The sequence below is a fragment of the Actinomadura sp. ATCC 39365 genome (assembly GCF_054392275.1).
On the sequence record NZ_CP184335.1, the window covers coordinates 3,174,130 to 3,199,750 of the forward strand.

Genomic DNA, 25,621 nt, shown 5'->3' on the forward strand with positions numbered 1-25,621 from the left:
ACCCCTTCCCGACGTCCGATAGACGAGACGATCATGCTTGTGGAGTTCGAGCTGCGCTGTCCCATCAGCGCCGATCTGGCGTTCATCCGTGACCTGGTGCGCATCCACGGCCACCACAGCGGATTGTCCGGCGAGCGGCTGGAGGACCTGGTGCTCGCGGTGAACGAGGCCGTCACCAACGTCCTCGACCATGGCGGCTCGGCCGGCCTGGTCACCGCGACCCGGGACCCGATCGGCGTCTGCGTGGAGATCCTGGACACCGCGGGCCGCCTGACCCCCGACCACCTCGACGCCGCCGACGTCGACCCGACCGCGTCCCACGGATTCGGCCTGTGGGTGATCCAGCAACTGTGCGACTCGGTCGCGCTGGAGCAGACCGGCCTCGGCTCGCGGCTGCGGCTGCGCATGCTGGTGCCCTCGGAAGCCCCCGGCGCCGCCGATCGCCGCCTCATCAGCACCATGGCCGGCGGCGCCTTCCCTGGTCCTAGCCCGGCTGGTCCCGGCCCGGCACGTTCCCGGGTACACGAAGTCGGCATGTCAGTAATCATCCGATAACGTAGTGTGATGATGGCTGATCGGGGTGACGCCGGACACCGGCCGGACGGCTCCGGTTCCGGCGCCCAGCCCGCGGAGTGGCTGCTGCGGGCGGCCTTCGACGGCACGGGCATGGGCATCTACCTCACCGATCTCGCCGGCCGCATCACGTGGGTCAACCCCGGGGCGGTCGCCCTGCTCGGCTTTCCCGCCGACGAGCTGCGCGGCGCCGACGCGCACCAGACGCTGCACCGCCGCCTCGACGGCAGCCTCCCGCCCCGCTCCGCCTGCGAGCTGGTCACGGTGTGCCGGCAGGACCGGCCCGTACGCAGCGAGTTCGCCACCTTCGCCACCGCCGGCGGCCGGCTGCTCCCGGTCGCCTGGCTGGCCTCGCCCATCCACCACGACGGCGAGCCGGCCGGCGTCGTCGTGATCTTCATCGACGTCGTCGAACGCCTTGACGCGGCCGGCCGGCAGGCCGAAGAGCTCGTCCGCGCCCAGAAGCTGACCGAGCAGTTCCGCCTGTTGACCGAGATCAGCACCGTCCTCACCCAGACGCTGGACGTGCGCGAGGCGATGACGCGGCTCGGCCGCCTGCTGGTGCCGCGCCTGGCCGACTGGGCGGCGGTGGACATGTTCCTCGGGCCGCGCGAGCTGCGCCGACTGGCCATGGCCTGCGCCGGGGCCGCGCCGGTGGACCCCTCGTGGTTCGCCGAGCTGCCGTCGTTGCCGAAGGGCCCCTCGCGATCGGCGCTGGTCCGGGTGCTGCGCGGGGAGCAGGCGCTGCTGCTGGGGCCCGAGCAGATCGCCGCGCCGCCCGACGGGCCGCTGGCCGCCGCGCACGACTCCCTGTTCAACGTGCTGGGCGGCTCGTCGGCGATCGTGGCGCCGCTGCGTACGCCGCGCCGCGTGCTGGGCGCTCTGACGGTGGCGCGCACCGACCCGGCGCGGCCGTACACGGAGGCCGACGTGGAGCTGGTGGCCGACATCGCCCGCACCGCGGCCCTGGCCGCCGACAACGCCTGCCTGTTCGGCCAGCAGCGCGACATCGTCGACACCATGCAGCGCCACCTGCTGACCGCGCTGCCCCAGGTCGATCACCTGCAGCTCGCCGCCCGCTACCTGGCGGCCCCGGCCGGCTCCCAGGTGGGCGGCGACTGGTACGACGCGTTCGTGCTCCCCGACGGCGTCACCGCGCTGGCCATCGGCGACGTCGCCGGCCACGACCTGGAGGCCGCCGGGCAGATGGCCCAGCTCCGCAACATGCTGCGCGCCCTGGCCTGCGACCACAAGGAGTCGCCCAGCCTGATCCTCGACCGGCTCAACAAGGTCATGGCCGTCGCCAGCGACGCCCCCACGGCCTCGGCCATCCTGGCCCGGATCGAGCCGCCCCAGCCGGAGGGCGATCCGGACACGCGGATCCTGCGCTGGACCAGCGCCGGCCACCTGCCGCCGCTGCTGGTCACCGCGCACGGGCAGGCCCGCTACCTGGAGGAGGGCCAGTCGCTGCTGCTGGGCGTGCATCTCGACGACGTGACCCGCCACGACGCCCTGGCGCCGCTGCCGCCGGGCAGCACGCTGCTGCTCTACACCGACGGGCTGGTCGAGGTGCCCGGCGTCAACCTGGACACCAGCCTGGCCCGGCTGCGCCGGCACGCCGCGACGCTGGCCCGGCGTCCGCTCCAGGACTTCTGCGAGCAGGTGCTCGCGCTCGCGCCGTCGCCGCGTACCGATGACATCGCGCTGCTCGCCCTGCGGCTGCCGCCGCCCGGCCAGTAGGGCGGACGCCTCCGAGCGGTCACGGGGCGGTGAGCGCGGCCTCGATCGCCGGGCCGTGGCGCTCCAGCCACGCCTCGCGCCGCTTGATCAGGTCGCCGACGCCCTCTTCCCACATCCGGGCCCAGCCGCCGCCGCGTTCCTCGGCGATCTGCCGCATCGAGAACCACGACCGCCGGGTACGCAGCACGGCCACCTCGACCAGGCGCGACCGGTCGACGCCGGACATCCCGTACGCGTCGGCGAGCAGCCGGCAGCGGCGCGGCACGTCCAGCCCGCGCAGGGGCGGGTCGGCGTCGGCCGGGTCGGCCAGCGGCGCCCAGTACAACATCGCGCTCATCAGCTCCTCCACCCGGGTGGCCGGCCTGGCGATGTCGAAGTCGATCAGCCCGGCCGCCACACCGTCGCGGAACACGATGTTGTCCGGCGTGTAGTCCAGGTGCCCGACCAGCTCCGGCGGGTACGGCGGCGCGGGCGGCATGCCCGGCGGCTCGGTGAACCCGAAGTCCGCCCGAACGCCGTCGGGCGGGACGAACCCCGCCACCGCCTCGTGGTAGGCCCGGATCAGCCGGCCCACGGAGGCCAGCCGCTCCTCGTCGGCCAGCCACGCGGGCCGCGGCCGTCCGGCGACCTCACCGGGGACGAAGGTCAGCACCTCGCGGCCGGCGGCGTCGATGCCGAGGAAACGCGGCGCGCCCGCGAACCCGGCCTCCTCCAGGTGCCCCAGCAGGGCGTGGACCAGCGGGGAGTTGGGTCCCACGGGACGGCGTACGGTGTCGCCGACGCGTACGACGCCTTCGGTGACGTCCCCGCCGGCGAGTGGGATCTCGGGCTGGGGCTCGGTGGGCTCGGTGTAGGTGACGGAGCTCATGGTTCCCTGGGGTGGCGAGGAAGTGGGCCGGTCATGATCTCAGGCAGGGGCGGTGGAGGGCAATCGTCCACGGCGTGCTTGAGAAGGACCTGCCGCACGATCTCCGCGACGGCGGCCGGGTGGGTGAGGTGCGGGTGGTGCCCGGCTCCCGGGATGACCGTGGCGGGGGCGGCGTCGGGGGGCAGCGGGTCCAGCTCGCCGGCCACGAGGTGCACGGGGACGGGGCCGCCGAGCAGCGTGCGGAGGGCGGCGCGTTCGGCGGGGCGCTGCGCGGCGCGCAGCACGCGGGCGGTGCGCCGGGCGACCCCGGGACGGCGGAGCCCGGCCGCGGCGCTCGCGACCGCCCGCCGCGCCTCCTCGGACGGGGACGCCGGGCCGAGGAGGGCGGCCGTGAGCCGGTCGGGGCCCATCCTCCCGAGGAGAGGGGCCGCGAGGAGCAGGGTGAGAGCGGACGGCCGGCGCTGGAGGAAGTACGGGGACAGCAGGATGAGGGCGGCGATCCGGCCGGGATGGGCGGCGGCGTACCGCAGCGCCGGCGCGGCGGCGGCCGAGTGCGCGACGATCACCGGACGGGTGCGCACGGGCCCCAGCAACTCGGCCAGCCAGTCCGACGCCGCGCCCCCGGCGGACGAGGAACGCCCCAGCCCCGGCAGATCGGCGACAAGCGCAGGAAACCGGTGCGAACCGGTTCCGGGAAGGGCCGGGGGAGGGGTGCTGTCCAGTTCGTCGAGCACGCCGTGCCAGGAGTCGCCGTCGAGCGGAAGCCCGTGCAGCAGGACCAGCCGCGGCGCCGTACGCTCACCCGCCACGTACGTACGCGACCCCGCCACGTTGTGGAAACCACCGGGACGTGCGGCCGGAGCGTCCCCGAACCGGTCGGCGACCAGCCGGTCGGCCCAGCGGCGCAACGCGTCACCCACGGGTGGCCGGCGGAGCCCCGCGGACCCGGCGACCCGGTCGGCCGAGCCCGTGTCGTACCGGTCCTCGGTCAGGAAGCCCAGCGTCTCGGGCTCGGCGCCGGTCAGCGCGGACGGCAGGCGGCGGATCACGCCCACCGGCACGCGTATGCGCGGCGCGCGTACGCCGAGGTGCTCCGCGAGCAGCCGGATCAGGTCGGGCAGGTCGGGCGTGGCGGGTTCGAGCAGCCAGTGCAGGCCGCCGGGCTCGGGGTCGTGCTCGGGCACGGCGGCCATGAACCGGGCGAAATGGTCCACCGTCACCACCGGGACGAACGTGCGGGCGCCGCCCGGCAGCGCGGGCAGCCGGCCCGCCCACAGGTCACGGACCAGCGAGGCCAGTCCGAGGTACTGGCCGGCCTCACCGGTCAGCGAATGGCCGATGACGCTGCTCGGGTTCACCACGGTCAGCGGCACACCGAGCCGCGCCGCGGCGACCCGTACGGCGGCGTCCCCCTCGGCCTTGGAGCCCTCGTACGCCCCTTTGTCCCGGTACAGGGCCGCCAGTTCGGCCTCCGGGAGCGGGTGGCGCGGCCGCGGGTCCAGCCCGACGCGGTAGCCCGACACGTGCACCAGCCGGCGCAACCCGGGACGGGCGGCGGCCCAGTTCAGCACGTTGAGCGCGCCTTCGACGTTGACCGCCCTGGCCTCCTCGCGTCCCATGCCGAAGCGGTAGATGCCGGCGGCGTTGAACACGTCCCGCACGCCCGCCGCCCCTTCGCCGGCAGCGCCCAGTCCCAGGCCGGGCCCGGCCGTGACGTCGCCCTCGACGACCGTGAGCCGCGTGGCGGGCACGCCGCGCTCACGCAGCCAGCGGGCCGGCCCGTCGTCCGCGCGGCGGACGACGGCCGTCACGGCACGGCCCTGTTCCAGCAGGTGCAGGACCGTCCATCTGCCGATGAAGCCGGTCGCACCGAACACCACGGCGTCTTCCATGTCCATTCCTCTCTAGACCGATCTGCATATTTTGTGGGCATGAAGAACCGCCGGCTCAGGCCAGCAGTCTGACGACCTGGCGGCGGACCCGTTCGACCGGCAGCCGGGAACGGCTCGCGCGGGCCAGCACCAGCGCGCCCTCGATCAGCGCGAGCACGGTCGCCGCCAGGTCGTCGGCCGCGTCGTCGGCCGCGTCGTCGGCCGCGTCGTCGGCCGTGGCGTGCCCGTCGGCGCGCAGGGCGTCGGCCAGCCTGCGCTGCCAGCCTTCGTAGATGCCGGCGCAGACGCGCTGCAGTTGCTCATTCGAGGAGGCGATCTCCAGGGCCACGGTCGCCACCGGGCAGCCCTTGGCGTACCCGGCCGCCACCATCCTGTCGGCCAGCGCGTCGAGGACGGCCGGCACGAGGTCGCGGGCCCTGGGCAGCGCGCCGGCCAGGTCGTCGATCATGGCGTCGACCTCCCGTCCGGCGGCGGCGAGCGCCTCGCCCACCAGCTGGTCCTTGCCGCCGGGGAAGTGGTGGTAGAGCGACCCGCGCGGCGCGCCGGCCACGGCCAGCACCTCGTTGAGGCCGGTGCCGTGGCTGCCCTGGGCCTCCACCAGCGTCCGGGCCGCGGCTATGATGCGCGCCCGTGTCTCGTCCCCCTTGACCGCCATGCGGCACACACTAGACCGGTCTGCATATTCCTGTCCATCCGGCCGCCGGCGGTGGACCGGCCGCCCGACGTCGCGCGGGGCGGCCGGTCCCGGGCTCAGGCGGCTTCGTACCGGCGCTGGCAGTTGATGCAGAACCGGGCCAGCGGCCGGATCTTGAGCCGTTCGAACGGGATGCCAGCCTCGCAGTGCGAGCAGCGGCCGTACGAGCCGGCCGTCAGCCGGTCGCGGGCCTGGGTGAGCTCGGCGATGGCCCGGTCGGCGGTGGCGAGGGAGGCCAGCAGCTCCTGCCAGGTGTCGTCCGCGCCATTGCCGTCCTGGGCCGCGGCCTGCAGACCGAGCAGGTGGCGGCTGCGCCGCTCCAGCTGCTCGTCGATGTCCTGGCGCAGGGACTGGAGCTGCACGGTGCTGAGGTGGTCGGTCATGGTGGTTTCCTTTCCGCGCGGTTTGCGGGGGTTCAGAGTGCGATGACGGGTGCCGCGGGGCGCAGGCACAGGCGCAGCAGGCCGCGGACGGTGGCGTGCTGCGGCTCCGCCGCGGCGTTGATCCGCGTGCGAAGGGCGGTGTGCAGGCGGTCCAGCAGTCGCGTCTGGAGCGCGCCCCCGCCCGTGACGGTCAGGCCGTTGTCCCGGACGGCCGGGCGGAGGTGGGCCGGCTGGCGGCGCAGCAGGCCGGCGGTCATCTCCACGACGCCGTCCAGCGCGTCCGGCAGCAGTCCCGTGCTGGTCGTGGCGCTGAGCTGGAGCGCCGCCGCGTCGCTGACCGCGCCGCCGCTGACGACGACGGCCTCGACGATGCCCGCCCCCACGTCCAGCAGCAGGTACGGCCCCGGCCCCGCGACGTCCAGACCGGCGCCGGCGGCGGCCGCCAGCGGCGCCTCGACCAGCGTCACCTGGCAGCCGGCCGCCTCGGCGACGGCCGCGCGCACCGCCTGCCGGTCGCTGCCCGTCGCGGCCCTGGGCACCGCGGCCATCACGTGCTCCAGCGGCCGGCCGCCGGCCAGCCAGGCGTCCTGCAGCACGAGATGCACGAGCCGCAGGCAGGCGCCCGGGTCGACGACCATGCCCCGGCGGATCGGACGGACCGGGATCCCGGCCGCGCTCTCCGGCGACGGGACGACGACCGCCGAGGGACGGTCGGCGATGGCGAACCCGTCCAGGGACAGCGAACGGGTGCGTGAGGTGCCCAGGTCGAGCACCACGTGGGCGCGGTGCACCGCGGATGTTCGCGGTGAGTGTTCGTGGACTGATCCGGCGTCGGACATGACGATGATCGGCTCCTTGCTCTGACGCGGAGGACTCGTACGCGAAAGACGAGAGAAAAGGGCGCATCCCGCACGCGGGGACGCCACGACGGCGACCTCCGGCCGTACGGGACGCGCGGGAACCCGCGGGCGGCCGGGCAACGCGTGGACCCGGCGGTGCGAAAGGCCGGGCGCGACGACCGGCCCCGCGGCGCGCTGGGGGGCCGGGAGGCGGCGACTCGTGAAGAGGGAGGGAGCTAGATCAGCGGCGGGCTGCGCGAGCCCGCGGTGCGGTGCCCGACCTGCTGCGGGTCGCGGATCGCGGCCGCGTCGGAACCGGGCGCCGGGAGCAGCGGGAGGTGGGCGGCCTCGGCGTGCCGCGCGCCGCGCAGCGGCGGCCACAACGACAGCACGTGGTGCTCACGGCCGCTGGACGCCTGGGGCGGCAGGCTCGGCATCCGGTCGCCGCCCTTGTCCGGGGTCCATTCGTGACCGGCGGACACGGGGCGCGGGGCAGTCTGGTCGTCGGCGTAGGAAGGGCCGGCGACCAGCAGGGACAGCAGGACCAGGCCCACCACGCAGCACAGCGCGATGGGGCCTCGTGGCGCTCTGCACGGTCCCGTCATAAGGCCGACCATAGCCCAGCCGGTGAGAAAAGGCATTACCGTCCGTTTTCCCGTCCGGCGGTACGGCGCGGTCGACGGGGAGTCGCGGGGGCGGGGGCCTCGGGAGGGGCTTCCGGTGCTGGTGGGGGCAGGAAACTGCCGGGGAGGCGTGCGGGGCGGGGCATGCAGCGGCGGGGGTGCGCAGAGGCGGGGGCGTACGGGGCCGGGGGCTGCAGGGCGGGGTTCGCCGGGACATGGGCGCGTGGCCGGTCACCGGACCGGGAGCCGGTCTTCGTCCGGACGGCCGGTGTGCGCATGTCGCCGGGAACCCCGCCGTTCAGCGTGTTGCTGTGTCAGCGGGAACCTCGCCCAGGGCTATTTAGAACCCGTCGAAGTTCTCGCCCCACTCGCCCCAGTCGTCGTCCTCGTTGTGGTCGTCGTGGCCACGGTCGTCGTGGTCGTCGTGGTCGTGGTCGTGGTGGTCCGGCTTGTGGACGGCCGGGGGACCCTGCGGGCCACGCGGGCCCTGGGGACCACGCGGGCCTACACGGTGGTGGTGGTCGTGGTCGTGGTCGTGGTGGTGACCGCCGCCCCACCAGCCGCCCCAACGCGGGCCCCACCAGCGAGGACCGCAGTGACGCCAGCCGCAGCCGCCCCGGAGGACCGGCTTCTCATCGGCTGGGCTCTGATACGACGCCGTGCCGGCCGTGCTGGCCTGGGCTGCCGGCATCTGGCCGCCACCCAGCAGCAGGCACGCGCTCGTGGCGAGCACGGCCGCCGGCTTCTTCATCATTGATTTCATCGCGCTTTCCGTTCAGAAGTTTCCAGAACCGCCGCGGGACTTCTCGACTGCCGTCGGTCTCCGGCATGAGCAGTCTTACCCGCGCATTGAGTTCGGAGTTCTGACAAGACAGGCATGAGCTGCTAAAGCTTGACCAGATTTACCAGGCCCTTACAGCCGACTTGTCCAGGTTTATTGCGACAAGGAGCGGTGGTGTCGCTTTACTGTGACTCGATCATTCCCTAGCACTGTCGCCCCGAAAATGCGGCGCTGCCGGGAACATGCGCTCCGGGCGTCCGGCGTCGCGGGCGCGGGGGTGCCGGTTTGGCCGGACGTCCGCTATCGTCACTGTCGTACTACGACTAGACAGTGAGGTGAAGCATGACGGAACGTACGGACGTGCGGCTGGAACTGTTGACCGGCGAGCAGGCGCTCGCGCGCCGGGCGGAGCTGATCGATCTCTATCGCGAGGTGTTCACTGGGCCGCCGTGGAGCGAGGGGGAGGGCGAGGTCGCCGAGTTCGGCGTCCGGTTCGCCGCCGACGCGGCCCGGCCCGGGTTCCGCGCGGTGCTGGCCGTCGAGGGCGCGCGTCCGTGCGGGTTCGGGACGGCCTGGCCGACGGCGACCCCGCTGCCGCACACCCGCAGCTACGGCAAGGTGCTCGCGGCGCTCGGCCCGGACGGGGTGTCCCGGATGCTGGCCGGCGCACTCCAGGTGGACGAGCTGGCGGTCGCTCCGCGCGCCCGCGGCCGAGGTCTGGCGGGGCGCATTCTGGACCTTCTGTGCGGCGAAAGTCGGAGCTGGCTGCTGACCTCCGTGAACGCCCCCGACGCCATTCGCCTGTACGAGCGTCTGGGCTGGCGACGAGCGGGCGAGAACGACGGAATTGTGGTATTCCTCAACCCCGAATAACCACGAAGTTTCATACAATCCCTGGACTAGTGTGAATATCCAGACCCAAACCACACCGACATCGAATAACTCGGACATCACACCCCGAGAAAAGCAACCAAACCCCCCAAACTAACAACATAACCCCCCCAACCACCCCACCGCACTGCGCCCCACCGCGCTCGCCGGGTAGCCCGCTGCGCTGGGCGCCCGCGTTCCCGGCGTCGCATCTGCCGTGGCCCTCGCCGTCGCTGCGAGGGCGATTTGCATTTGAGTGCGCTCGAAGTTCTACGGTTCCGGGCATGACGAACATTGCAGAAGGAACCAGCCGTGAACAGCGCTACGAGCACGGTCTGGAGGTGCTTCGGAAGATCGACGGCGAGGCCGGGCAGCGGGTCGTGGACGCCCTTGCCGACGTCTCGCCCGAAATGGCCCACCAGGTGGTCGCCTGGGCCTTCGGCGAGATCTACGACCGCCCCGGCCTGGCTCCCCGCGACCGCCAGTTGGTGACCCTGGGCGCGCTCACCGCGCTCGGCGGCTGCGAACCCCAGCTCGACGTGCACGTCAACGCCGCCCTGAACGTCGGCCTGACGCCCGATGAGATCATTGAGTCCCTGTTGCACTCGGCCGTCTACTGCGGCATGCCACGCGCGCTCAACGCGACGTTCGCCGCCAAGAAGGTGTTCGCCGAACGCGGCCTGCTCCCCGTGCCGGACGGCACGGCCTGACCCCGGGCCCCGCCCGCTCGCTCCAGCCCGATCCGGCCGGATCCCCCCGCGCCCGGGCTCAGGCCCGATCCGGCGCCGGCTTCGGATCCGGTTGGAGTCGGACGTGACAGAGGGCTGCCTCCCGAGTGCCTGGTCTGTCATGATCGACTGGGATGAGCGTGCAGGCGTTACAGGCGACGGACCCACCCGAGATCGGCGGCCATCGGCTGCTCGGGCGCCTCGGCGCGGGCGGCATGGGCGTGGTGTACCTGGCCAGGAGCCGCCGCCTGGGCCTGGTGGCCATCAAGGTCATCAAGCACGACCCGGCCGATGCCGAGGCCATGGAACGTTTCCGCCGCGAGGCGGCCACCCTGCGCGGCCTGCGCAGCCCGTACGTGGCGCCGCTGGTGGACGCACGGGTGACGGCGCCGCCGTACTGGCTGGCGACGGCGTACGTGCGGGGGCCGACGCTGTTGCGGGCGGTCGCCGAGCGGGGGCCGTTGCCGGCGGGGCTGTGCCGGCGGCTGCTCGCCGGGCTGGCCGCCGCCCTGGCCGACGTGCACCGGCACGGCGTGCAGCACCGCGACCTCAAGCCGCACAACGTCATCCTGTCGCCGCAGGGCCCGCGGCTGATCGACTTCGGCATCGCGCGGGCCCCCGGCCAGAGCACGATCACGACGTCGGGAGAGATCGTCGGCACCCCCGGCTACATCGCTCCCGAGGCCGTACGTCAGGAGCCGGTCACGGCGGCGGCGGACGTCTTCGCGCTGGCCGGCACGATCGCCTACGCCGCCACCGGCCGTCCGCCGTTCGGGCGCGGCGAGCCGATGGCGGTGCTCTACAGCAGCCTGAACGCCGACATCGACGTGGACGGCGTCGAGCCCGAGCTCGCCGAGCTGATCCGCTCGTGCGCCGCGCGCGACCCGGCGGAGCGGATCACGTCCGACCGGGCGGCGGCACTCGCCGGAAGCGCCACGGACCCGCACTCCTGGCCCTCGGATGCGGAGTACCAGGCGCTCATCGGCGAAACCGGCCCCACCGAGGACGACCCGAGCAAGGACGACCCGAGCAAGGACGACCCGAGCAAGGACGACCCCGCCGAGGACGACTCCAGCGGCGACGACTCCAGCAGGGACGGCCCCAGCGGGGACGGCCCCGCCGAGGACGGCACCGCCGGGGCGACGCGGCCCGCGAGGACGCCCTGGCCGGGGCGGGCACTGGCGGCCGGAGCCGTCCTGCTGGCCCTGGGCGCGACGGCCGCCGTCCTGTTCCCCCGGCTCGCCACGCCCACGACGGGCCCCACCCCCGCGCCCACCACCACCGCCACGACGGGCGGCCCGGCGACGGTCCGGGCGACGGCGGCGGACGATCCCGGAACCGTGTCAGATCCCGGAACCATGCTGGATCCCAACACCGTGGTGGTCACCCAGCCGCTGCCCGGCCCCACCCCCACGGGCCCCGTCCGGTGGCAGGCCGTGCACGGCCCCCGGTGCGCCGCGGAGTGGTTCTACGCCGACCCCGCCTGGCGTCCCGTCACCGGCGGGTGGAAGGGCGACGGCTGCGTGGGCACGGCGCTGGCGCTGCGCGTCGGGAACGAGCCGGCCCACTTCAACCAGGCGGTCAACTGGTACTTCGACACCCGCGGCGGCGCGCGCTGCACGATCGACGTGCACATCCCCGACGACCCCCGCTCGACCGGCCTGGCCTTCTACTACCTGGACGACAACGACACCGACCCGCCGCACCTCGGCCCGCCGGTGACCGTGGACCAGCGCGCCCACCGGGGGCGCTGGGCCCCGATCGGCACCTGGCGGGTGCCCGCCGCGGGCCGGCTCACCGTCCTGGTCGGCAACCAGCCCGTCGGGGCCGACGACACCCACGAGGTGACGGTCTCCGCCGCCCGCGCGCGTTGCCGCTGGTGACCCCGCGCCGCCGCCACCGCCGCGGTGTTCCGCGACGGTGCGGGCCGAGGGGTCAGCGCAGGGTTCTGCCCAGGGTGCCCTGCTCGGGGTAGGAGTACCGGACGCGCAGCACGAGCTTGGCCTTGCGTTGCTGGCTGCCGGCGTAGGCCAGCAGGCCCGAGAAGAAGTCGAGGCCGTCGGCGTTCGTCCCGACCTCGACGCAGCCGTGGCTGTACCCCTTGTGCGAGTTGTGCAGGTAGAAGCCGCCGCGCCCGTACATGTTCCCCTGGGTCGGGGTGAGCCGGACGCGGAAGGTGCCCCAGTCGGGGAAGACCGGGCCGTTGCCGCCCACGGGCAGGAACTGGATGCCCTCCCCGGGGTTGGAGACGGCCTTGTCGCCCCGCTGGTTCGCCGCCTCGACGGAGTTCTGCCGGGGATCGACGTGGGTGAAGAACGTGTACAGGCCCTCCGGCAGCGGGCCGTGGTCCTTGCTGTTCTGCATGGTGCCGATCTGGTGTCCCACCAGGCCGGACGTGGCCGCGTACAGCAGTGTGCCCGAGCCCTGGAGGGAGGCCGGCATGGACTTGCGCCAGTACAGGAACTTGCCGGTGTAGACCAGGTCGGCCTGGTCGTCGGTGGCGTCGCGGACGTCGAGGTCGAACCGGCCGAGCGTGCGCAGGGCGCCCGTCCGGGGCACTTCGATGGCCTCGAACCGGCCCGAGCCGGGCGTCCTGCCGGTCAGCGCGAACACCCGGTAGGAGCCCTGCGGGTCGTAGGAGGCCCGGGTCTCCTCCAGGAACACCAGCCCGGAGGTGTGGTGGAAGAGCACGGCGTGCACGTTGTCGTCGGGCTTCTCGCCCTTCCACATCATCGGCTGGGTCTCCTCGCCGACGGTGAGGGAGATCCGGGAGACCCGGTCGTTCTGGCTTCTCTGGAAGCAGAAGTACGTCATCGGGCCGTCCGCCGCCCTACGAGATCGTCGCGAGGTTGGACGTGAGCGCGATGTCGGTGCCGGACGACGGCGTGTACTCGTGCCACTCGGCGATGAGCGCCCCCTTCTCACCCGGTTGCAGGATCGGCACGGGAGCCTGCGTGCCGCGGTGGGCGAAGCTCAGGCGCTCGACCGTGAGGTGGGTGGCGTCCGGGATGGCGACGACGAGCTGGGCCTCCTGGACGCGGCGGTCGTCCTCGGCGTCCAGCACGACCGGCAGCCCGACGACGAACGCCGAGCTGTTGCCGACCTTGATGTTCACCGGGTTCGGGCTCGGCGCGAGGTCCGAGGAGGACGTGGTGAAGGCGGCGTCCTGGAGCCGGGCGGCCGCCCGTTCGGGGTTGGCGGGCGGGATGCCGGGATAGTTGCGGTCGTCGTAGGCCGCGATCTCCTGCGCGATCGTCAGGTACGGCGCCGGGATCGGCGCGCCGACCGCACCCCCCTCGGCGAAGCGCATCCACTCCTCCTCCCAGCCCTTGCGCACGGTGAGGACGATCCGCGCGCTGCCGGCCCGCAGGAACGCCTGCCTGGTCGGGTCCGGGTGCCGCAACTGCCGGATGAACGGCCAGCTCGGCGGGACGTCCCAGAAGTAGGAGTAGAGGAACGTCACCACGTTCTCCCACTCGATCGCCTGGTTGATGAAACGCACCAGGTCCTCGTGCCGCCGCAGCAGCGTCCACTGCTCGGCGCTGAGACCGAGGCTCGGCCCGTCGAAGCCGATGCCGTGCTGGAGGTCCACGTGCGCGGCCAGGAAGGCGGCCAGGACGTCGGCGGGCATGAAGTCGAAGTCGCTGCCGAGGATGAACCGCAGGACGCACTTCATGATCTCGTCGCTCTCCTCCCGCCGCAGCGTCAGGGTGTCGACGTTGGCCAGCTTGTCCTCGATGGCCGCGATGCGCGCGGCGATGTCCTCCTGCTCGGCGAAGTACCTGGTCTGGGCGGCGTTGTAGAGGGTGTTCCAGACGTCGGTGCGCCACTGCTCGACGGCCTCGTCCGTGAGGTCGAGCCGCACGCCGAGCCCGACGAACACCCGCTCGGAGTGGTGGAAGAAGAACGTGATCTTGTGGCGGCCGGTGAAACCGCGCATGTAGGGCGTGGCGCCGTCGAAGGACATGATCCGGTGGTCGCGGATGATGAGCGCGTCCGACAGGTTGCGCCACGTCGGCTCCGAACGGGCCCCGATGACGTCGAAGTTCATCTTGTCGTCGGAGTCGTCCTTGCCGACCTGCGCGTCCAGCATGATCTCCCGGATGTGCGTGCCGCCCGGCACGTCGAACTCCAGGTCCAGGAACCACCAGTTCCCGTCGGTGTTGACGTGCGAGCTGACGGTCAGCGGCGTCGGCGCCTCGGGATGCGGCCGGACGGTCACGCCGTGCCGGTCGGCCAGCCACTGGTACTTCGGGACGCCGGTCGGGGACGGGTGACCGTCCTGGTCGACCAGCTCCGTGGTGATGTCGCCGTGCCTGACCGGGAACTCGAAGGGGCCCTGCTGCGAGCGCAGCAGCTCGAGCTCCGCGTACGCCCGCCGCATCGACGCCCCCGGCTCGGGGACCGCGATGTCGTACGTCAGGCGCAGCCCGTACCGGTAGAGCCTGACCCGCCACTTGCGCATGAGGCTGAAGTAGTCGATCCGGACGGGGTCGTTGCCGGTGTTCTTCAGCACCCGGGTCGAGGTCTCCTCCGACCCCGTCACGGTGGTGGTGGAGATGGTCACCTTGTGCTCGCGGCGGGAGCGCGAGGACGCCTTCTGCGTGGTGGCGCGGGCGTGCTTGATGCTCTCGGCGGCCGAGGCCGACTCCGAGCCCTGCGCGGTGAACCCGGTGGTGCTCGAACCGGAGATGATCGGGATGCCGCCCTGGACCGTGCCGGTGATGTTGAACTGGTTCGAGTGCTGGCTCTGCGACGACGTCGACTGCGACAGGTCGGTGTTGTCGGTCACGCCCGTCTCGCTGACCTCCTCCAGCGAGTCGGTGACGATGGTGGTGAACTCCTTCGAGGTGACCGACCACTCCTTGTGCGTGACCGCGGTCACCTCGCCGGGCGCGAGCGGGATGGTCGAGACGAGCTCGCCGCGCTGGATTCCGATCGGCACCATCTCGATGCGTTCCAGGTTGAGCATGCCGATGGGTGGTGCGGCGGTGTTGACCGCCAGGCCGCGCAGGGCCACCGCGGCGGTGTTGAGCGCCTGCGCGGCCCGGCCGGCCGCCTCCCGGGCGCCGGTGCTCTCCGCCTCGCGCAGGCGCTCGGCGCGCAGCTCGACGAGCGTCCCGGCGAACAGCGCCAGCTCGGCGGCCGGCACCCGCGCCAGCGCGGCGGGATCGGGGCGCAGCGCCGCGACGGGCTGCTCCTCGAAGCGCCTGAGCAGGTCGAACGCCTCGCCGGAGACGCCTCCAGGGGCGTTCTCGGCCCGGAGGCGGTCACGGACCGCGTCGGTGTCGCCGGGGGCCAGCGCGAGCTGCCGGACCGCCCCCAGCTTGACGATGCCGCCGCCCGCGCCGTCATGTGCGTCGTCGTGCGCGGTGGGCACCCGCAGCGGAACGAGCGTGCCCTTCAGCACCTCCCGCGCCGAGTTGTCCAGCACCGGCGCGGCCGGCGGGGACGGCGGCCCCGCGGCCGCCGCGCTGTGGATGTCTGCCATGGTCGTCCCCCCTCGTGGATGAGCAGCTGTGCCGCCATGGTGAGGGCGAGGGGCGGGGGAGGGCATGAGTAGGGGCTACTCAGAAAAAGGCGGCCCGCGCCTCCGCCGAGATGGCCGTCGGAGGCGCGGGCCGTGCACCGGATCTTGTCAGGTGCGGCGCCCGCGCAGCAGGCGAATGGTGATCGCCGCGCCGAGCAGGACCACGGCGCCCACGACCCAGGGCAAGGGGGTGCTCCCCGGGCCGGGGACGCCGTAGCCGCCCGCGTAGCCGTCCCTGGCATAGGCGCTGCCGGGGAGCTTGGCGGCGTAGCGCTGGTGCGCCAGCCGCCGGTAGTCGGCCACGGGGACGCCCGCCCGGCCCACCGACTGCGCGGCCTCGTCGTTGAGCGGCACGACCGTGCCGTCGCGCAGGGCGTACCAGGCGTTGAGCTGCGGCTCGCGGAACACGGTGCCGGTCTGGCCCGCGTACCGCTGTTCGTCGCCGCCGCTGGCGATGTTGCTGACCACCCACGTTCCGCGGCGGTCGCGGGTGGTCCAGACGGAGGCGGTCTGCCCGTCCGGCGCGGTGGCGCCGGTGGCGAGGAAGGCGAAGCGGGCGATCTCCGCCGACCGTCCGGCCACGAAGTCCGGGTTGAGGTCGTTGACGGCGACCGTGGGGCCGTCGACCCGCGCCGCCACCGGCGCCAGGCTGGTCTGCCTGCCCTGGCCGGCGAAGAAGCGGCCGACCGTGTCGCCGGCGCCCGCGGCGGCGGCCCTGGCGGCGTCGACGTCGGCCTGGGTGGGCGCGCCGGGGTCGGCCAGCGCGGGGCTCGGGACCCACAGGAACAGCGCGGTCAGGGCCGCGACCGCTGCGATGAGCTTCATGTCGATGGCCTCCTTCACGCGCCGATGTAGTCGAGCGAGTGGGTCCAGAAGAACGAGGAGTTCGAGACGTAGTAGTTGTAGGTGGACCAGTTGTAGCGGGTGCTGGACGGCCACGGGTTGCTCCAGTACACGTACGACGAGGTCTTGTCGTAGCCGTAGATGACCTCCATGTGGCCGCCGCCGCTGGTCCACTGGATGCGGGCCATGATCGGGCGGTCGGCGTCGATCTCCCTGACGATGGCGGCGTAGGTCAGGTAGTCGTAGACGTACACGCCGGGGTTGATGCCGATCTGGCGGAAGGCGGTCTGGTCGTTGCCGAGGGTGGCCTGGTTGTTCGGGCAGCTGGTGTTGACGCCGCGGTTGAAGGCCAGGTTGCAGAACTGGTTCTGGCTGTAGGAGTACCCGTAGTAGGCGGCGACGGAGTTGCCCGTCGCGGCCCAGCACCAGTTGGAGTACTGCTGCGACTGCTGGGTGAAGTTCAGCTTGTACCAGGTCGCGGCCTCGGCCGGGGGGCTGCTCGCGATCCAGGTGGCCGCCGCTAGGGCGAGGGCCACGGCCAGGCGGAACATAGGCGCTCCTTCTGCTGGGGGGTGCTGCGAAGGATGTTCGACCTGCGGAGATGGCCGTACAAGGGGGAGCGGATTTCCCTGACAGATCACTGTGGAAGGTGACATTTCATGACGTTCATGAAGTGATGACGAATCTGTGGAAATCTGTGAACATTCACAACGTGGCGGATGAGCTCCAGGCCGCGCTGCGCGCCGGCCCCTTTCACGTCGCCCTGCGAGCCGCGGTCGGAGCGCGGGGGTTGACCCTCGAACGGCTGCGCCACCGGCTGGCGCAGCGCGGCCTCCACGTCGGGGTGAGCACGCTGAGCTACTGGCAGCAGGGCCTGCGCCGGCCGGAGCGCGAGGAGTCGCTGCGGGCCGTGGGAGCCCTGGAGGAGATCCTCGACCTGCCGCCGCGCTCGCTGATCGGGCTGCTCGGGCCGCCGAAGCCGCGCGGCCGCGCGCCCGGGGTGGCGTACTCGACCCTGTTCCGGCCCGCCCAGGTGGTCTCGGCCATGCTGGACGAGCTGGACGCGGTGGCCGACGACCGCCGCCTGCACATCGCCGTGATGTACGAGTCGCTGCGCATCGGCCCCGACCGCAGCCTCACCACCCGCGAGACCACGCAGGTGGTGCAGGCCCACGAGGAGGGCGCCGACCGCTACATCATGATCTACCGCGGCGACGTCGGCTGCGACGTGGACCGGGTCACCGTCGCCGCCCTGGAGGACTGCCGCGTCGGCCGCGTCACCAGGGACGGCGAGACCGCCACGGTGGTCGCCGAGCTGCTGTTCGACCGGTCGCTGCGGGTCGGCGACACCCACGTGCTGCGGTACGAGATCGCCGACCTCAGCGGCGCCGAGTCCTGCTTCTACGAGCGCGGCTTCCGCTTCCCGGCCGGCCAGTACGTGCTGCGCGTCGCCTTCGACCCGGTCGAGCTGCCGGTGCGCATCCACCGCTTCGCCCGCCGCGGTCCGGGCGGCGGCGAGCTGACCGCCTCCGAGCTGACGCTGAACGCCCAGCATGCCGTCCACCTGATGGCCGCCGCCCTCCAGCCGGGCCTGGTCGGCATCCGGTGGTCCTGGCCCTGACCGGCGCGTCGCTGTCACACTCCGGGTCGCTGTCCCGTCCTGTCGCCGACAATGACGATGAACGGAGAGGCGATGACCATGAGAGCGATACGCGTTCACCGGCCCGGCGGCGACCTGGCCCTGGAGGACGTGCCGGTGCCGCGCCCGGCCACCGGCGACGTGGTGGTGCGTGTGCACGCGGCCGGTTTCGTCCCTGACGAGCTGGAGTGGCCGGGCACCTGGACCGACCGGGCCGGGCGGGAGCGCGCGCCGTCCGTCCCCGCGCACGAGGTGGCCGGCGTGGTGTCCGAGGTCGCCTACGGCACCACCGGCCTGTCGGTGGGCGACCGCGTCTTCGGCCTGACCGACTGGCACCGCGACGGCGGCGCGGCGGAGTACGTCGCGGTCGAGGCGCGCAACCTGGCCCCGATCCCCGCCAACGTCACCTTCACCGAGGCGGCCGCGCTGCCCCTCGCCGGGCTGACCGCCTGGCAGGGCCTGTTCACGCACGGCGGCCTGGCGGCGGGCCGGACGGTCGTCGTGCACGGCGCGGGCGGTGGCACGGGCACGCTCGCCGTCCAGCTCGCCCGCCGGGCCGGCGCGCACGTCATCGCCACCGGACGGGGGCGCGTCGCGGGCCTGGCGGTGGAGCTGGGGGCGCACGAGTTCGTCGACCTGGAGCGGCAGTCGTTCGAGGAGGCGGTCGAGCCGGTGGATCTGATCTTCGACACGATCGGCGGCGACCTGCTCGCCCGCTCGGCGGCGAAGGTCAGGCCGGGGGCGCGCTGGTCTCGATCACCGCGCCGCCGCCGGTCGTGCCCGAGGCCGGGCGGGCGGTGTTCTTCATCGTCGAGCCCGACCGCGGCCAGCTCGCCGAGCTCGCCGCGCGGGCCGGGGCGGGGCTGCTGCGCGCCCACGTCGGCGCGGTGTATCCGCTGGCCGAGACCGGGCGGGCGTTCCGCGACAAGCGCGGCAGCGTGCCGGGGAAGGTGGTGATCGAGATCTGACGACCGGCGGCAAATGTATGGATATTTCGGCCTATTGAGGAAACCTTGACCGGCCTGCCGTATGACCGTCCGGGCCACGGGCACGCGCAGTTACGGAGCCAAGCGACCCGCTGACTCCGCGTACCGAAGGAAGGAACCGTCATGCCGCAGAGCAAGGCCCGCAAGACGAAGACGGGCGACAAGGACAAGGACAAGAGCCGGAGCTCCTCGACCCAGAGCCGCACCGGCGCCGACAAGAAGTCCTCCGGCAACAAGTCCCAGGAGAACAAGAACCTCCCGGGGCACCAGAGCTGAGCCTGAGCGGTACGACGGCGTGACACCCGGCCCGCGGGCCGCGGGTCACGCCGTCTCTCTTGTCGGGGTTGTTCCCGTCTGTGGGCAGATGACCAGAATGAGGAGACAGTTCCCCGCCCCTTCAGTCTCTCCATGCACAACGTTCACCCGTGCGCTCCAACGTGTCCGCTCGAAGGGCACGCCGCCTCATCGGCTGCCCGTGAACGTCATGGAAGGACCCGATGCAGCCGATGGCAGCACGACAGTTATCAGGCGGTTCGAGGAGCAGGGGACGGCTCGCCGTCACCACCGCGCTCGCGGCGGTGCTGGTGGGCGGCCTCGTGACGGCGGCGTACGCCGACCCGGTGGAGCAGGGCCGCGGCCGGCCGACCCCCACCCCGACGAGCACCCCCGCCCCGCCCGCGCTCACCCCCGCCACCGGCTCCTACCTCGAGGGCACCGCGAAGGTCGCCGCCGTCCCGGTCACGGCCGGTGACAGCGTCACGAAGCTCGACATCGACGGCACCCCCGTCACCGCCACCGCGACGGTGGGCGTCTCCAAGCTGGCCTTCGACGTCGGCTCGAACTCCACCGAGGCGCAGTACCACAGCTACGTGCAGGTCAATGGCGCGTACAAGGCCGAGATCGGCAACTTCGCCAACCAGCGGGCCACCATCGAGATCCCGAACGAACACCTGGTCAAGGGCGAGAACACGGTCGAGATCGTGGTTGGCACGATCCAGTCGTCCTGCGGGCAGAACTACGACGACTTCGTGCTCTCGGACGTGGGCCTCCAACTGCTCGGCGAGGTGGCCGACGGCGAGGACAACCCCTACACGCTCAACTTCGGCGACGGCAACTGCGGCAGCAACACCACGCTGCTCAAGCGCGCCACCCTCAAGTTCTTCACCCAGTCCGACCCGCGCGGCACGACCGGCCTCGCCGCCGACCTGGACACCACCGGGCTGGCCAACGGCGAGCACGTACTCAGCGCCGCCACCGCGGCGGGCGCGACCGTCCGGAACACCGTGACGGTGAACAACGCCCCGGCCGGCGCGCCGCGGCTGCTGCCCACCGACGGCACCCTCGTGGCCGGCACCAAGACGGTGTACGCGACCGTCCCGGCGGCCGGCGCGGGCGGCGTCGAGTCGCTGACCGTGGACGGCGGCAAGCCGGTCACCAGGGCCACGCTCGGCAACGGCGCCGCCATGCTCGCCTTCGACGTGGGCGCGGACTCGATCGACGACAAGTACGACGACTTCCTGCTGGTCAACGGCAAGCGCATCGACCTGGGCGGCACCTGGGCGAGCCGGCGCGTGACCGTGGCCGTCCCGGCCAGGTTCCTGACGCCGGGCGAGAACACGATCAAGGTCGTCACCGGCGACTACAAGGACTCCTGCGGCGTCAACCGCGACGACTTCACGATCGCCGGCCTCGCCCTGACCCTCGACGGCGCCACGGTGACCGGTAAGGACGTCAAGCCCTCGTACGCGCTGGGCGACGGCGACTGCGGCAGCGACCAGGCCCTCCCGCGCGAGGCCGAGCTGCGCTACACGATCGACGCCCCCGCCGTGCACGTCACCGAGACGCTCGGCGCGGGCCAGGCGACGCTCGGCTTCACCGTGGGCAGCAACTCGATCGAGGCCCGCTACCAGAACTTCGTGCTGGTCAACGGCCAGAAGGTGGTGCTCGACGGCGACTTCGTGAGCCGCCGGGTGGACCTGCCGATCCCGAACGAGTACCTCGTGCCCGGCTGGAACACGATCGACTTCGTGGCCGGCACGTACCCCACGTCCTGCGGCGCCAACCGGGACGACTTCGCGATCTCGAACATCGTCCTCACCCCGGCGCAGGGCACCGCCGCCGGTCAGATGATCAAGCCGTCCTACGGCATGGGTGACGGCAACTGCGGCGACACGGCGAACCCGCTGACCGAGATCGACCTGGAGTTCCTGGTGGACGCCCCGGCTCGCGGCCTGCGCGCCGACCTCGACACCATCGCGATCAAGGACGGCCGGCACACCCTGGCGGCCAGGTCCACCTCCGGCCAGACCGCCGACCGCGTCCTGATCACCGACAACTCCGCGCCGAAGGTCGCGAGGAGCGTCCCCGCCGCGGACGAGAGGATCAACGCGACGGTCGTCCTGGACGTCAAGCTCGAAGACGCCTCCGGCGTCGTGTCCGGGCCGGACGTCAAGCTCGACGGCCAGGCCGTGGAGCTGGGCGCCCGGATCGGCCCCGGGCTGAAGGCGGGCCGGCACACGCTGTCGGTCACCGGCGCCGACGGGCTCGGCAACACCGCGGCCCGGGAGATCGTCTTCGAGTCGGCCGGCATCCCGGACGCCCCCGCCGAGCTCACCCCGGCCTCGGGGACGGCCGACGTCACCGACCCCGTCACGCTGTCGGCCAAGGTCGGCGAGCCCGGCGGCGGCCAGGTGACGGCCACCTTCTCCGAGGCCAGAATCCTCACCCCGGACCAGGCGTACCAGGGCACGGCCACGACACTGCCCACGACGCTGAAGGTGCCGGGCGAGCAGCGGATCAGGGCCGACGGGCTGGAACCCGGCGACGGCCGGACGCTCGACGCCCCCGCCGGACGCGACCTCGTCTACCAGCGGTTCGACGTCAAGGTGCAGGGCCACGTGGACGCGCCCGTGCTGCGCTGGGAGGGCGTCGTCGACCCCGAGCGCCTGGCCTCGCTGCGGGCCTGGAACACCGAGGCCAAGGCGTGGGACCTGCTGACCAGCGCCCGCGGCGGGGCCGACGGCAGGACCGTCCTGACCGCCGTCGTCGGCCCCGAGTACGTGGACCGGCAGCAGGTGCACGTCATGGTGACCGGCGAGGACCCGTTCGCCGACGACATCGACCCCGGCGACCCGAACGGCTTCGCCGACCCCGCCACGTACGACTTCTCGATCGTGCACTTCACCGACACCCAGTACATCTCCGAGGGCGCGGTGGAGCAGGAGACCGCGCAGGAGCGCGCGGTGTGGGAGTCGGCCTACGCCGGCATCGTCAACTGGATCACCGCCAACAAGGACCAGCGCAAGATCTCCTACGTCGCCCACACCGGCGACATCATCGAGAACAACATCCGCAAGCCCGCCGACGAGGCCATGCAGCGCGAGGTCGTCGGCGAGTTCGAGGTGTCGTCGAAGCAGCAGCGCGTGCTCGACCAGGCGAACATCCCGAACGGCGTCATCGCCGGCAACCACGACAACCAGTCGGGCACCGAGAACGGCCCCGAGGCGATCTACAACAAGTACTACGGCCCGTCCCGCTACCAGGACGCCTCCCAGGGCTGGCGGCACGCCAAGTACGGCGGCCCGTGGAAGGAGGGCGACAACCAGAACCACTACGACCTGTTCTCCGCGGGCGGCCTGGACTTCGTGGTCGTCGGCCTGTCGTACGGCGTGACCAGGGAGGAGGCCGAGTGGGCCGACTCGGTCTTCAAGAAGTTCCCCGGCCGCAACGGCATCCTGCTCTCGCACGACTACCTCGTGCCGAGCGGCAACGCCGACGGCCGCGGCGCCCCCTTCTCCGCCCCCGACGGCTCGATGCTCTACAAGACGGTGGTCGAGAAGAACCCGAACGTCTTCCTCATCCTGGCCGGTCACGAGCACGGCGTGGGCACCAACGTGAAGCCGAAGGTCGGCCAGGTCGGCAACGGCGTGGTCGAGCTGCTGGCCGACTACCAGTTCTACACGGTCTCGGCCGACCGGCTCGGGCTCACCGAGATCGGCGGCTACCAGCCGGAGGACCAGCTCCAGTTCGGGGCCAGCTACTTCCGGCTGCTGCAGTTCGACGTCAAGCGGGCCGAGCTGAGCGTGGACACCTACTCCCCGCTGCTCGGCGACTTCGGCGCCGGCGAGTTCGACCCGCTGCGCCGCTACGACGGGCGCGAGGACAACATGGTCCTGCCCGTCGACCTCACCACGCGGACGACGAGCTTCAGGACCGACTCCCTGGCGCTCTACAAGCCGACGAAGATCATCGGCAGGAGCGCCGCCGCCTCGGGCCAGGTCGCCTCGGTGACGTGGAAGCACCTCAAGGACGACACGGCCTACGCCTGGTTCGTCACGGCCCGTTCCGCGGGCGGCGGCGTCACCGCCTCCGAGCCCAGCGTCTTCGTCACCAAGGACGAGCACGGCCGTCCCGGCAAGTGGGACAAGGACTCGCCCATGTACCGCTGGTTCACCCGCTGATCCGCCCCCTCGCCGCCCCGGGCCCGCGCCCGGGGCGGCCCTTCCCCCGACCCTGGAGAGACCGGACATGCCTCACCGGCGCTGGCGCTGGCCCTACGCCGTCGTCCTGGCCGTCATCCTCTGCGCAGCGCTGGCCGACCTGCTGCACCCCGCCCCCGCGGCGGCGCACGACGCCACCACGAAGGCCCACGCCGAGGTGACCGGCACCGCCACCGACGTCAGGGTCGTGCTCGACCTGGAGTACGACCTGCTGATGAAGTCCGCCTGGCTCTACGCCGAGGCGTACGAGGCCAAGGAGCGCGCCGAGCAGCTGCGGCAGCTCGCGGTCAACCGCGACGCCGTGTTCGGCTACGTCACCCGCCGCTTCGCCGTCGCCCGCGCCGACCGGCCGTGCGTCCCCCGGCAGGTGGGCGGGGCGGATGTGCACCCGCGCGGCAAGGCCGCCTTCGCGACGCTGACCCTCGCCTACGCCTGCCCGGCGGTGGACGGCGGCGAGCACACGATCTCCAGCGCCCTGTTCCCCGACGCCGAGACGTTCGTCCACAGCACCCGGACGCTCCTGCGCTACGACCTCGCCGGCGAGCGGGGCTCGGCCGTCCTGACCGCCGCGAGCCCGACCCTGCGCCTGGCCGAACGCGCGGCGGCCGGCCAGATCGGGGAGTTCTTCCTGCTCGGCGTCGAGCACCTCGTGCTCGGGCTGGACCACGTCTTCTTCCTGCTCACCCTGATCATCGGCGCCCGCGGCGCGCGTGACGTCGTGGTCACCGCCTCCGCCTTCACGGTCGCCCACAGCATCACGTTCCTGCTGGCCGCCATGGGCGTGGTGAACGTGCCGGCGGCGGTGGTCGAGCCGGTCATCGCCGCCTCGATCGTCGTCGTCGCGCTCGCGAACCTGCTGGGCCGTGACCGGCCGGGCGCCTGGCGGCTGCCCGTCGTCTTCGCCTTCGGCCTGATGCACGGGCTCGGGTTCGCGGGCGCGCTCGACATCCGCGAGAGCGGGTCGTGGGAGCTGCTGCTGTCGCTGCTGAGCTTCAACGTCGGGATCGAGGTGACCCAGCTCGCGATCATCGCCGTGCTCTTCCCCCTGCTGGTGCTGCTGCGGCGGACGGCCGCGGCCCGCTGGACGGTGGCCGCGGTGTCGCTGTCCATCGTGGCGGTCAGCCTGTACTGGTTCCTCGACCGGATCCCGCTCCCGCTCTGAGCGCCCACAGGCGGCCGGCTCCCCAGGCGAGCAGGGCCAGCACGCCGACCAGCAGGTATTCGATGGCCGGGATCCTGATCGCCTCGTTCGTGCCGGCCAGGTCGCCGCGCACGGCGTACACGGCGATCAGGGCCACCGCGTAGCAGCCGGTCAGCGCCCAGCGGGCGGCGCGGGACAGGCCCAGGCCGTGCATCTGGGTGATCACGAAGACGCCGAGGAAGCCGAACAGGAACATCGGCCACAATCCGTCCGGGCCCGAGGTCATGACGGCCACCAGGGTGCCGTGGACCACGACGGCCAGCTCCAGCGTCACCGTCCAGTAGCGGTTGGTGTGCGCCCTGGTGAGGAAGAGGCTGCCCTGGAGCAGCAGCAGGAACATGTAGAAGAAGCCGATCAGGTGGCCGGGCGTGGACTCGGCCGGGTGGTACCAGAAGGTGTAGACCGCCGCCCAGCTGAACAGGTAGCCGTGGTACCGGCGGGCGAAGTCGACGATCTCCCGCCTGATGGGCGCCGGCCGGCCGAGGAACAGGCCGCGCCGCCGGTTCTCCATGATCAGGACGACGACCAGCAGAAGGACGACCGAGCCCTGGGAGCTGTAGATCGACACGTCCTGGGCCAGGCCGTCGTAGAACAGATGGGTCTGCACGGTGTGCAGGGCGACGAACCCGGCGTTCACCGCCAGCGCGACGACGTTCACCGGGTGGAGACCGGCGGAGTAGCGGCGGACCCGGGTCTGGGCGTGGTGGATGAGCCACCAGAACACGAGCTGGTGGGCGGCGTAACCGGCCCAGGCCGACAGCCTGGTCCACACGGTGGGCTCGGGCAGTTTCCAGTAGTACCAGGACGAGCCCTGGTCGGGCAGCAGCACGACGTCGTCCAGCCACCGGCCCAGGAACCAGATCAGGCCGGTCAGGACGGCGCTCGCGACCACCCCCGCGACGAGTACCGTCTCAGGACGGATCGCGGCTAAC

22 protein-coding genes and 1 pseudogene are annotated in these 25,621 nt (G+C 72.5%); 11 read left to right on the top strand and 12 right to left on the bottom strand.

The features are described from left to right. Window positions 1-33 precede the first annotated feature (33 nt). Both ACNF49_RS15850 and ACNF49_RS15855 read left to right on the top strand, forming a co-directional pair. Window positions 34-555, top strand: a complete 522-nt coding sequence (locus ACNF49_RS15850) for an ATP-binding protein (RefSeq protein ID WP_482944183.1) — start codon at window positions 34-36, stop codon at window positions 553-555. Window positions 556-564: 9 nt separating this feature from the next. Beyond that, entirely contained in the window at window positions 565-2,313 is a 1,749-nt protein-coding gene (locus ACNF49_RS15855) for a SpoIIE family protein phosphatase (RefSeq protein WP_357972150.1), read from the top strand. 19 nt (window positions 2,314-2,332) lie between these two features. On the opposite strand, the gene ACNF49_RS15860 is transcribed toward ACNF49_RS15855, so the two are convergent. The 7 genes from ACNF49_RS15860 to ACNF49_RS15890 form a co-directional block, all read right to left on the bottom strand. Further along, the gene (locus tag ACNF49_RS15860) at window positions 2,333-3,181 is read right to left on the bottom strand and encodes a phosphotransferase (RefSeq protein ID WP_482944184.1); all 849 of its coding nucleotides are present in this window, start codon (window positions 3,179-3,181) and stop codon (window positions 2,333-2,335) included. Continuing rightward, on the bottom strand, window positions 3,178-5,073 hold the full coding sequence (locus ACNF49_RS15865) for an alpha/beta fold hydrolase (protein WP_482944185.1): 1,896 nt from the start codon (window positions 5,071-5,073) through the stop codon (window positions 3,178-3,180). Before ACNF49_RS15865 ends, ACNF49_RS15860 begins: the two co-directional genes overlap by 4 nt. 55 nt (window positions 5,074-5,128) lie before the next feature. Continuing rightward, the gene (locus ACNF49_RS15870; RefSeq protein WP_482944186.1) at window positions 5,129-5,728 is read right to left on the bottom strand and encodes a TetR/AcrR family transcriptional regulator; all 600 of its coding nucleotides are present in this window, start codon (window positions 5,726-5,728) and stop codon (window positions 5,129-5,131) included. 95 nt (window positions 5,729-5,823) lie between these two features. Next, a complete protein-coding gene (locus ACNF49_RS15875; protein ID WP_357972142.1) occupies window positions 5,824-6,150 on the bottom strand; it encodes a TraR/DksA family transcriptional regulator in 327 nt (108 codons plus the stop codon). A gap of 32 nt (window positions 6,151-6,182) precedes the next feature. Further along, window positions 6,183-6,926: a rod shape-determining protein gene (locus ACNF49_RS15880; RefSeq protein WP_482944187.1), complete on the bottom strand. Its 744-nt coding sequence runs from the start codon at window positions 6,924-6,926 to the stop codon at window positions 6,183-6,185. A gap of 299 nt (window positions 6,927-7,225) precedes the next feature. Continuing rightward, a complete protein-coding gene (locus ACNF49_RS15885; RefSeq protein WP_482944188.1) occupies window positions 7,226-7,594 on the bottom strand; it encodes a hypothetical protein in 369 nt (122 codons plus the stop codon). Window positions 7,595-7,952: 358 nt separating this feature from the next. Then, the gene (locus tag ACNF49_RS15890) at window positions 7,953-8,375 is read right to left on the bottom strand and encodes a hypothetical protein (RefSeq protein WP_357972136.1); all 423 of its coding nucleotides are present in this window, start codon (window positions 8,373-8,375) and stop codon (window positions 7,953-7,955) included. 360 nt (window positions 8,376-8,735) lie between these two features. Between ACNF49_RS15890 and ACNF49_RS15895 the strand changes: the two genes are divergently transcribed. The 3 genes from ACNF49_RS15895 (at window position 8,736) to ACNF49_RS15905 (ending at window position 11,874) form a co-directional block, all read left to right on the top strand. Further along, window positions 8,736-9,266 (top strand): GNAT family N-acetyltransferase, encoded by a 531-nt coding sequence (locus tag ACNF49_RS15895; protein WP_482944189.1) that lies wholly within the window; start codon window positions 8,736-8,738, stop codon window positions 9,264-9,266. 281 nt (window positions 9,267-9,547) lie between these two features. Further along, window positions 9,548-9,973, top strand: a complete 426-nt coding sequence (locus ACNF49_RS15900; protein ID WP_357972132.1) for a carboxymuconolactone decarboxylase family protein — start codon at window positions 9,548-9,550, stop codon at window positions 9,971-9,973. 152 nt (window positions 9,974-10,125) lie between these two features. After that, complete coding sequence (locus tag ACNF49_RS15905) at window positions 10,126-11,874, top strand: serine/threonine-protein kinase (RefSeq protein ID WP_482944190.1); 1,749 nt, start codon at window positions 10,126-10,128, stop codon at window positions 11,872-11,874. A 52-nt stretch (window positions 11,875-11,926) separates the two neighbouring features. On the opposite strand, the gene ACNF49_RS15910 is transcribed toward ACNF49_RS15905, so the two are convergent. The 4 genes from ACNF49_RS15910 to ACNF49_RS15925 form a co-directional block, all read right to left on the bottom strand. Then, entirely contained in the window at window positions 11,927-12,805 is an 879-nt protein-coding gene (locus ACNF49_RS15910; protein WP_357972128.1) for a hypothetical protein, read from the bottom strand. Window positions 12,806-12,821: 16 nt separating this feature from the next. After that, the gene (locus tag ACNF49_RS15915) at window positions 12,822-15,482 is read right to left on the bottom strand and encodes a hypothetical protein (RefSeq protein ID WP_482944191.1); all 2,661 of its coding nucleotides are present in this window, start codon (window positions 15,480-15,482) and stop codon (window positions 12,822-12,824) included. Between the two features lie 147 nt (window positions 15,483-15,629). Continuing rightward, window positions 15,630-16,346, bottom strand: coding sequence for a hypothetical protein (locus tag ACNF49_RS15920; protein ID WP_357972124.1), 717 nt, complete (start codon window positions 16,344-16,346; stop codon window positions 15,630-15,632). 14 nt (window positions 16,347-16,360) lie between these two features. Further along, window positions 16,361-16,915 carry a papain-like cysteine protease family protein gene (locus ACNF49_RS15925; protein ID WP_357972122.1) on the bottom strand — a complete coding sequence of 185 codons (555 nt, stop codon included), beginning with the start codon at window positions 16,913-16,915 and terminating at the stop codon, window positions 16,361-16,363. Between the two features lie 161 nt (window positions 16,916-17,076). Here ACNF49_RS15925 and ACNF49_RS15930 point away from each other — a divergent pair, with 161 nt between their 5' ends. From ACNF49_RS15930 to ACNF49_RS15955, 6 genes and pseudogenes are all read left to right on the top strand, one after another. Then, window positions 17,077-17,985 (top strand): hypothetical protein, encoded by a 909-nt coding sequence (locus tag ACNF49_RS15930; RefSeq protein WP_482944192.1) that lies wholly within the window; start codon window positions 17,077-17,079, stop codon window positions 17,983-17,985. Window positions 17,986-18,063: 78 nt separating this feature from the next. After that, window positions 18,064-18,690: pseudogene (locus ACNF49_RS15935) on the top strand (NADP-dependent oxidoreductase); the annotation flags it as partial. Between the two features lie 110 nt (window positions 18,691-18,800). Then, window positions 18,801-18,971, top strand: a complete 171-nt coding sequence (locus ACNF49_RS15940; protein WP_482944193.1) for a zinc-binding dehydrogenase — start codon at window positions 18,801-18,803, stop codon at window positions 18,969-18,971. A gap of 141 nt (window positions 18,972-19,112) precedes the next feature. Next, complete coding sequence (locus ACNF49_RS15945; protein WP_357972116.1) at window positions 19,113-19,265, top strand: hypothetical protein; 153 nt, start codon at window positions 19,113-19,115, stop codon at window positions 19,263-19,265. A 230-nt stretch (window positions 19,266-19,495) separates the two neighbouring features. Continuing rightward, window positions 19,496-23,449, top strand: coding sequence for a metallophosphoesterase (locus ACNF49_RS15950; RefSeq protein WP_498702507.1), 3,954 nt, complete (start codon window positions 19,496-19,498; stop codon window positions 23,447-23,449). A 67-nt stretch (window positions 23,450-23,516) separates the two neighbouring features. Next, a complete protein-coding gene (locus ACNF49_RS15955) occupies window positions 23,517-24,650 on the top strand; it encodes a HupE/UreJ family protein (protein WP_482944195.1) in 1,134 nt (377 codons plus the stop codon). On the opposite strand, the gene ACNF49_RS15960 is transcribed toward ACNF49_RS15955, so the two are convergent. Further along, entirely contained in the window at window positions 24,607-25,581 is a 975-nt protein-coding gene (locus ACNF49_RS15960) for a hypothetical protein (RefSeq protein WP_498702508.1), read from the bottom strand. The two genes, ACNF49_RS15955 and ACNF49_RS15960, sit on opposite strands and share 44 nt — an antisense overlap. Window positions 25,582-25,621 lie beyond the last annotated feature (40 nt).

What these genes read in the sequence shown, in the direction of transcription:
- ACNF49_RS15875 (WP_357972142.1), bottom strand. Translation starts at nt 6,150, where the DNA reads ATGACCGACCACCTCAGCACCGTGCAGCTCCAGTCCCTGCGCCAGGAC.
- ACNF49_RS15885 (WP_482944188.1), bottom strand. Translation starts at nt 7,594, where the DNA reads ATGACGGGACCGTGCAGAGCGCCACGAGGCCCCATCGCGCTGTGCTGC.
- ACNF49_RS15890 (WP_357972136.1), bottom strand. Translation starts at nt 8,375, where the DNA reads ATGAAATCAATGATGAAGAAGCCGGCGGCCGTGCTCGCCACGAGCGCG.
- ACNF49_RS15850 (WP_482944183.1), top strand. Translation starts at nt 34, where the DNA reads ATGCTTGTGGAGTTCGAGCTGCGCTGTCCCATCAGCGCCGATCTGGCG.
- ACNF49_RS15915 (WP_482944191.1), bottom strand. Translation starts at nt 15,482, where the DNA reads ATGGCAGACATCCACAGCGCGGCGGCCGCGGGGCCGCCGTCCCCGCCG.
- ACNF49_RS15860 (WP_482944184.1), bottom strand. Translation starts at nt 3,181, where the DNA reads ATGAGCTCCGTCACCTACACCGAGCCCACCGAGCCCCAGCCCGAGATC.
- ACNF49_RS15955 (WP_482944195.1), top strand. Translation starts at nt 23,517, where the DNA reads ATGCCTCACCGGCGCTGGCGCTGGCCCTACGCCGTCGTCCTGGCCGTC.
- ACNF49_RS15870 (WP_482944186.1), bottom strand. Translation starts at nt 5,728, where the DNA reads ATGGCGGTCAAGGGGGACGAGACACGGGCGCGCATCATAGCCGCGGCC.
- ACNF49_RS15855 (WP_357972150.1), top strand. Translation starts at nt 565, where the DNA reads ATGATGGCTGATCGGGGTGACGCCGGACACCGGCCGGACGGCTCCGGT.
- ACNF49_RS15920 (WP_357972124.1), bottom strand. Translation starts at nt 16,346, where the DNA reads ATGAAGCTCATCGCAGCGGTCGCGGCCCTGACCGCGCTGTTCCTGTGG.
- ACNF49_RS15900 (WP_357972132.1), top strand. Translation starts at nt 9,548, where the DNA reads ATGACGAACATTGCAGAAGGAACCAGCCGTGAACAGCGCTACGAGCAC.
- ACNF49_RS15865 (WP_482944185.1), bottom strand. Translation starts at nt 5,073, where the DNA reads ATGGAAGACGCCGTGGTGTTCGGTGCGACCGGCTTCATCGGCAGATGG.
- ACNF49_RS15910 (WP_357972128.1), bottom strand. Translation starts at nt 12,805, where the DNA reads ATGACGTACTTCTGCTTCCAGAGAAGCCAGAACGACCGGGTCTCCCGG.
- ACNF49_RS15895 (WP_482944189.1), top strand. Translation starts at nt 8,736, where the DNA reads ATGACGGAACGTACGGACGTGCGGCTGGAACTGTTGACCGGCGAGCAG.
- ACNF49_RS15950 (WP_498702507.1), top strand. Translation starts at nt 19,496, where the DNA reads ATGGCAGCACGACAGTTATCAGGCGGTTCGAGGAGCAGGGGACGGCTC.
- ACNF49_RS15905 (WP_482944190.1), top strand. Translation starts at nt 10,126, where the DNA reads ATGAGCGTGCAGGCGTTACAGGCGACGGACCCACCCGAGATCGGCGGC.
- ACNF49_RS15945 (WP_357972116.1), top strand. Translation starts at nt 19,113, where the DNA reads ATGCCGCAGAGCAAGGCCCGCAAGACGAAGACGGGCGACAAGGACAAG.
- ACNF49_RS15925 (WP_357972122.1), bottom strand. Translation starts at nt 16,915, where the DNA reads ATGTTCCGCCTGGCCGTGGCCCTCGCCCTAGCGGCGGCCACCTGGATC.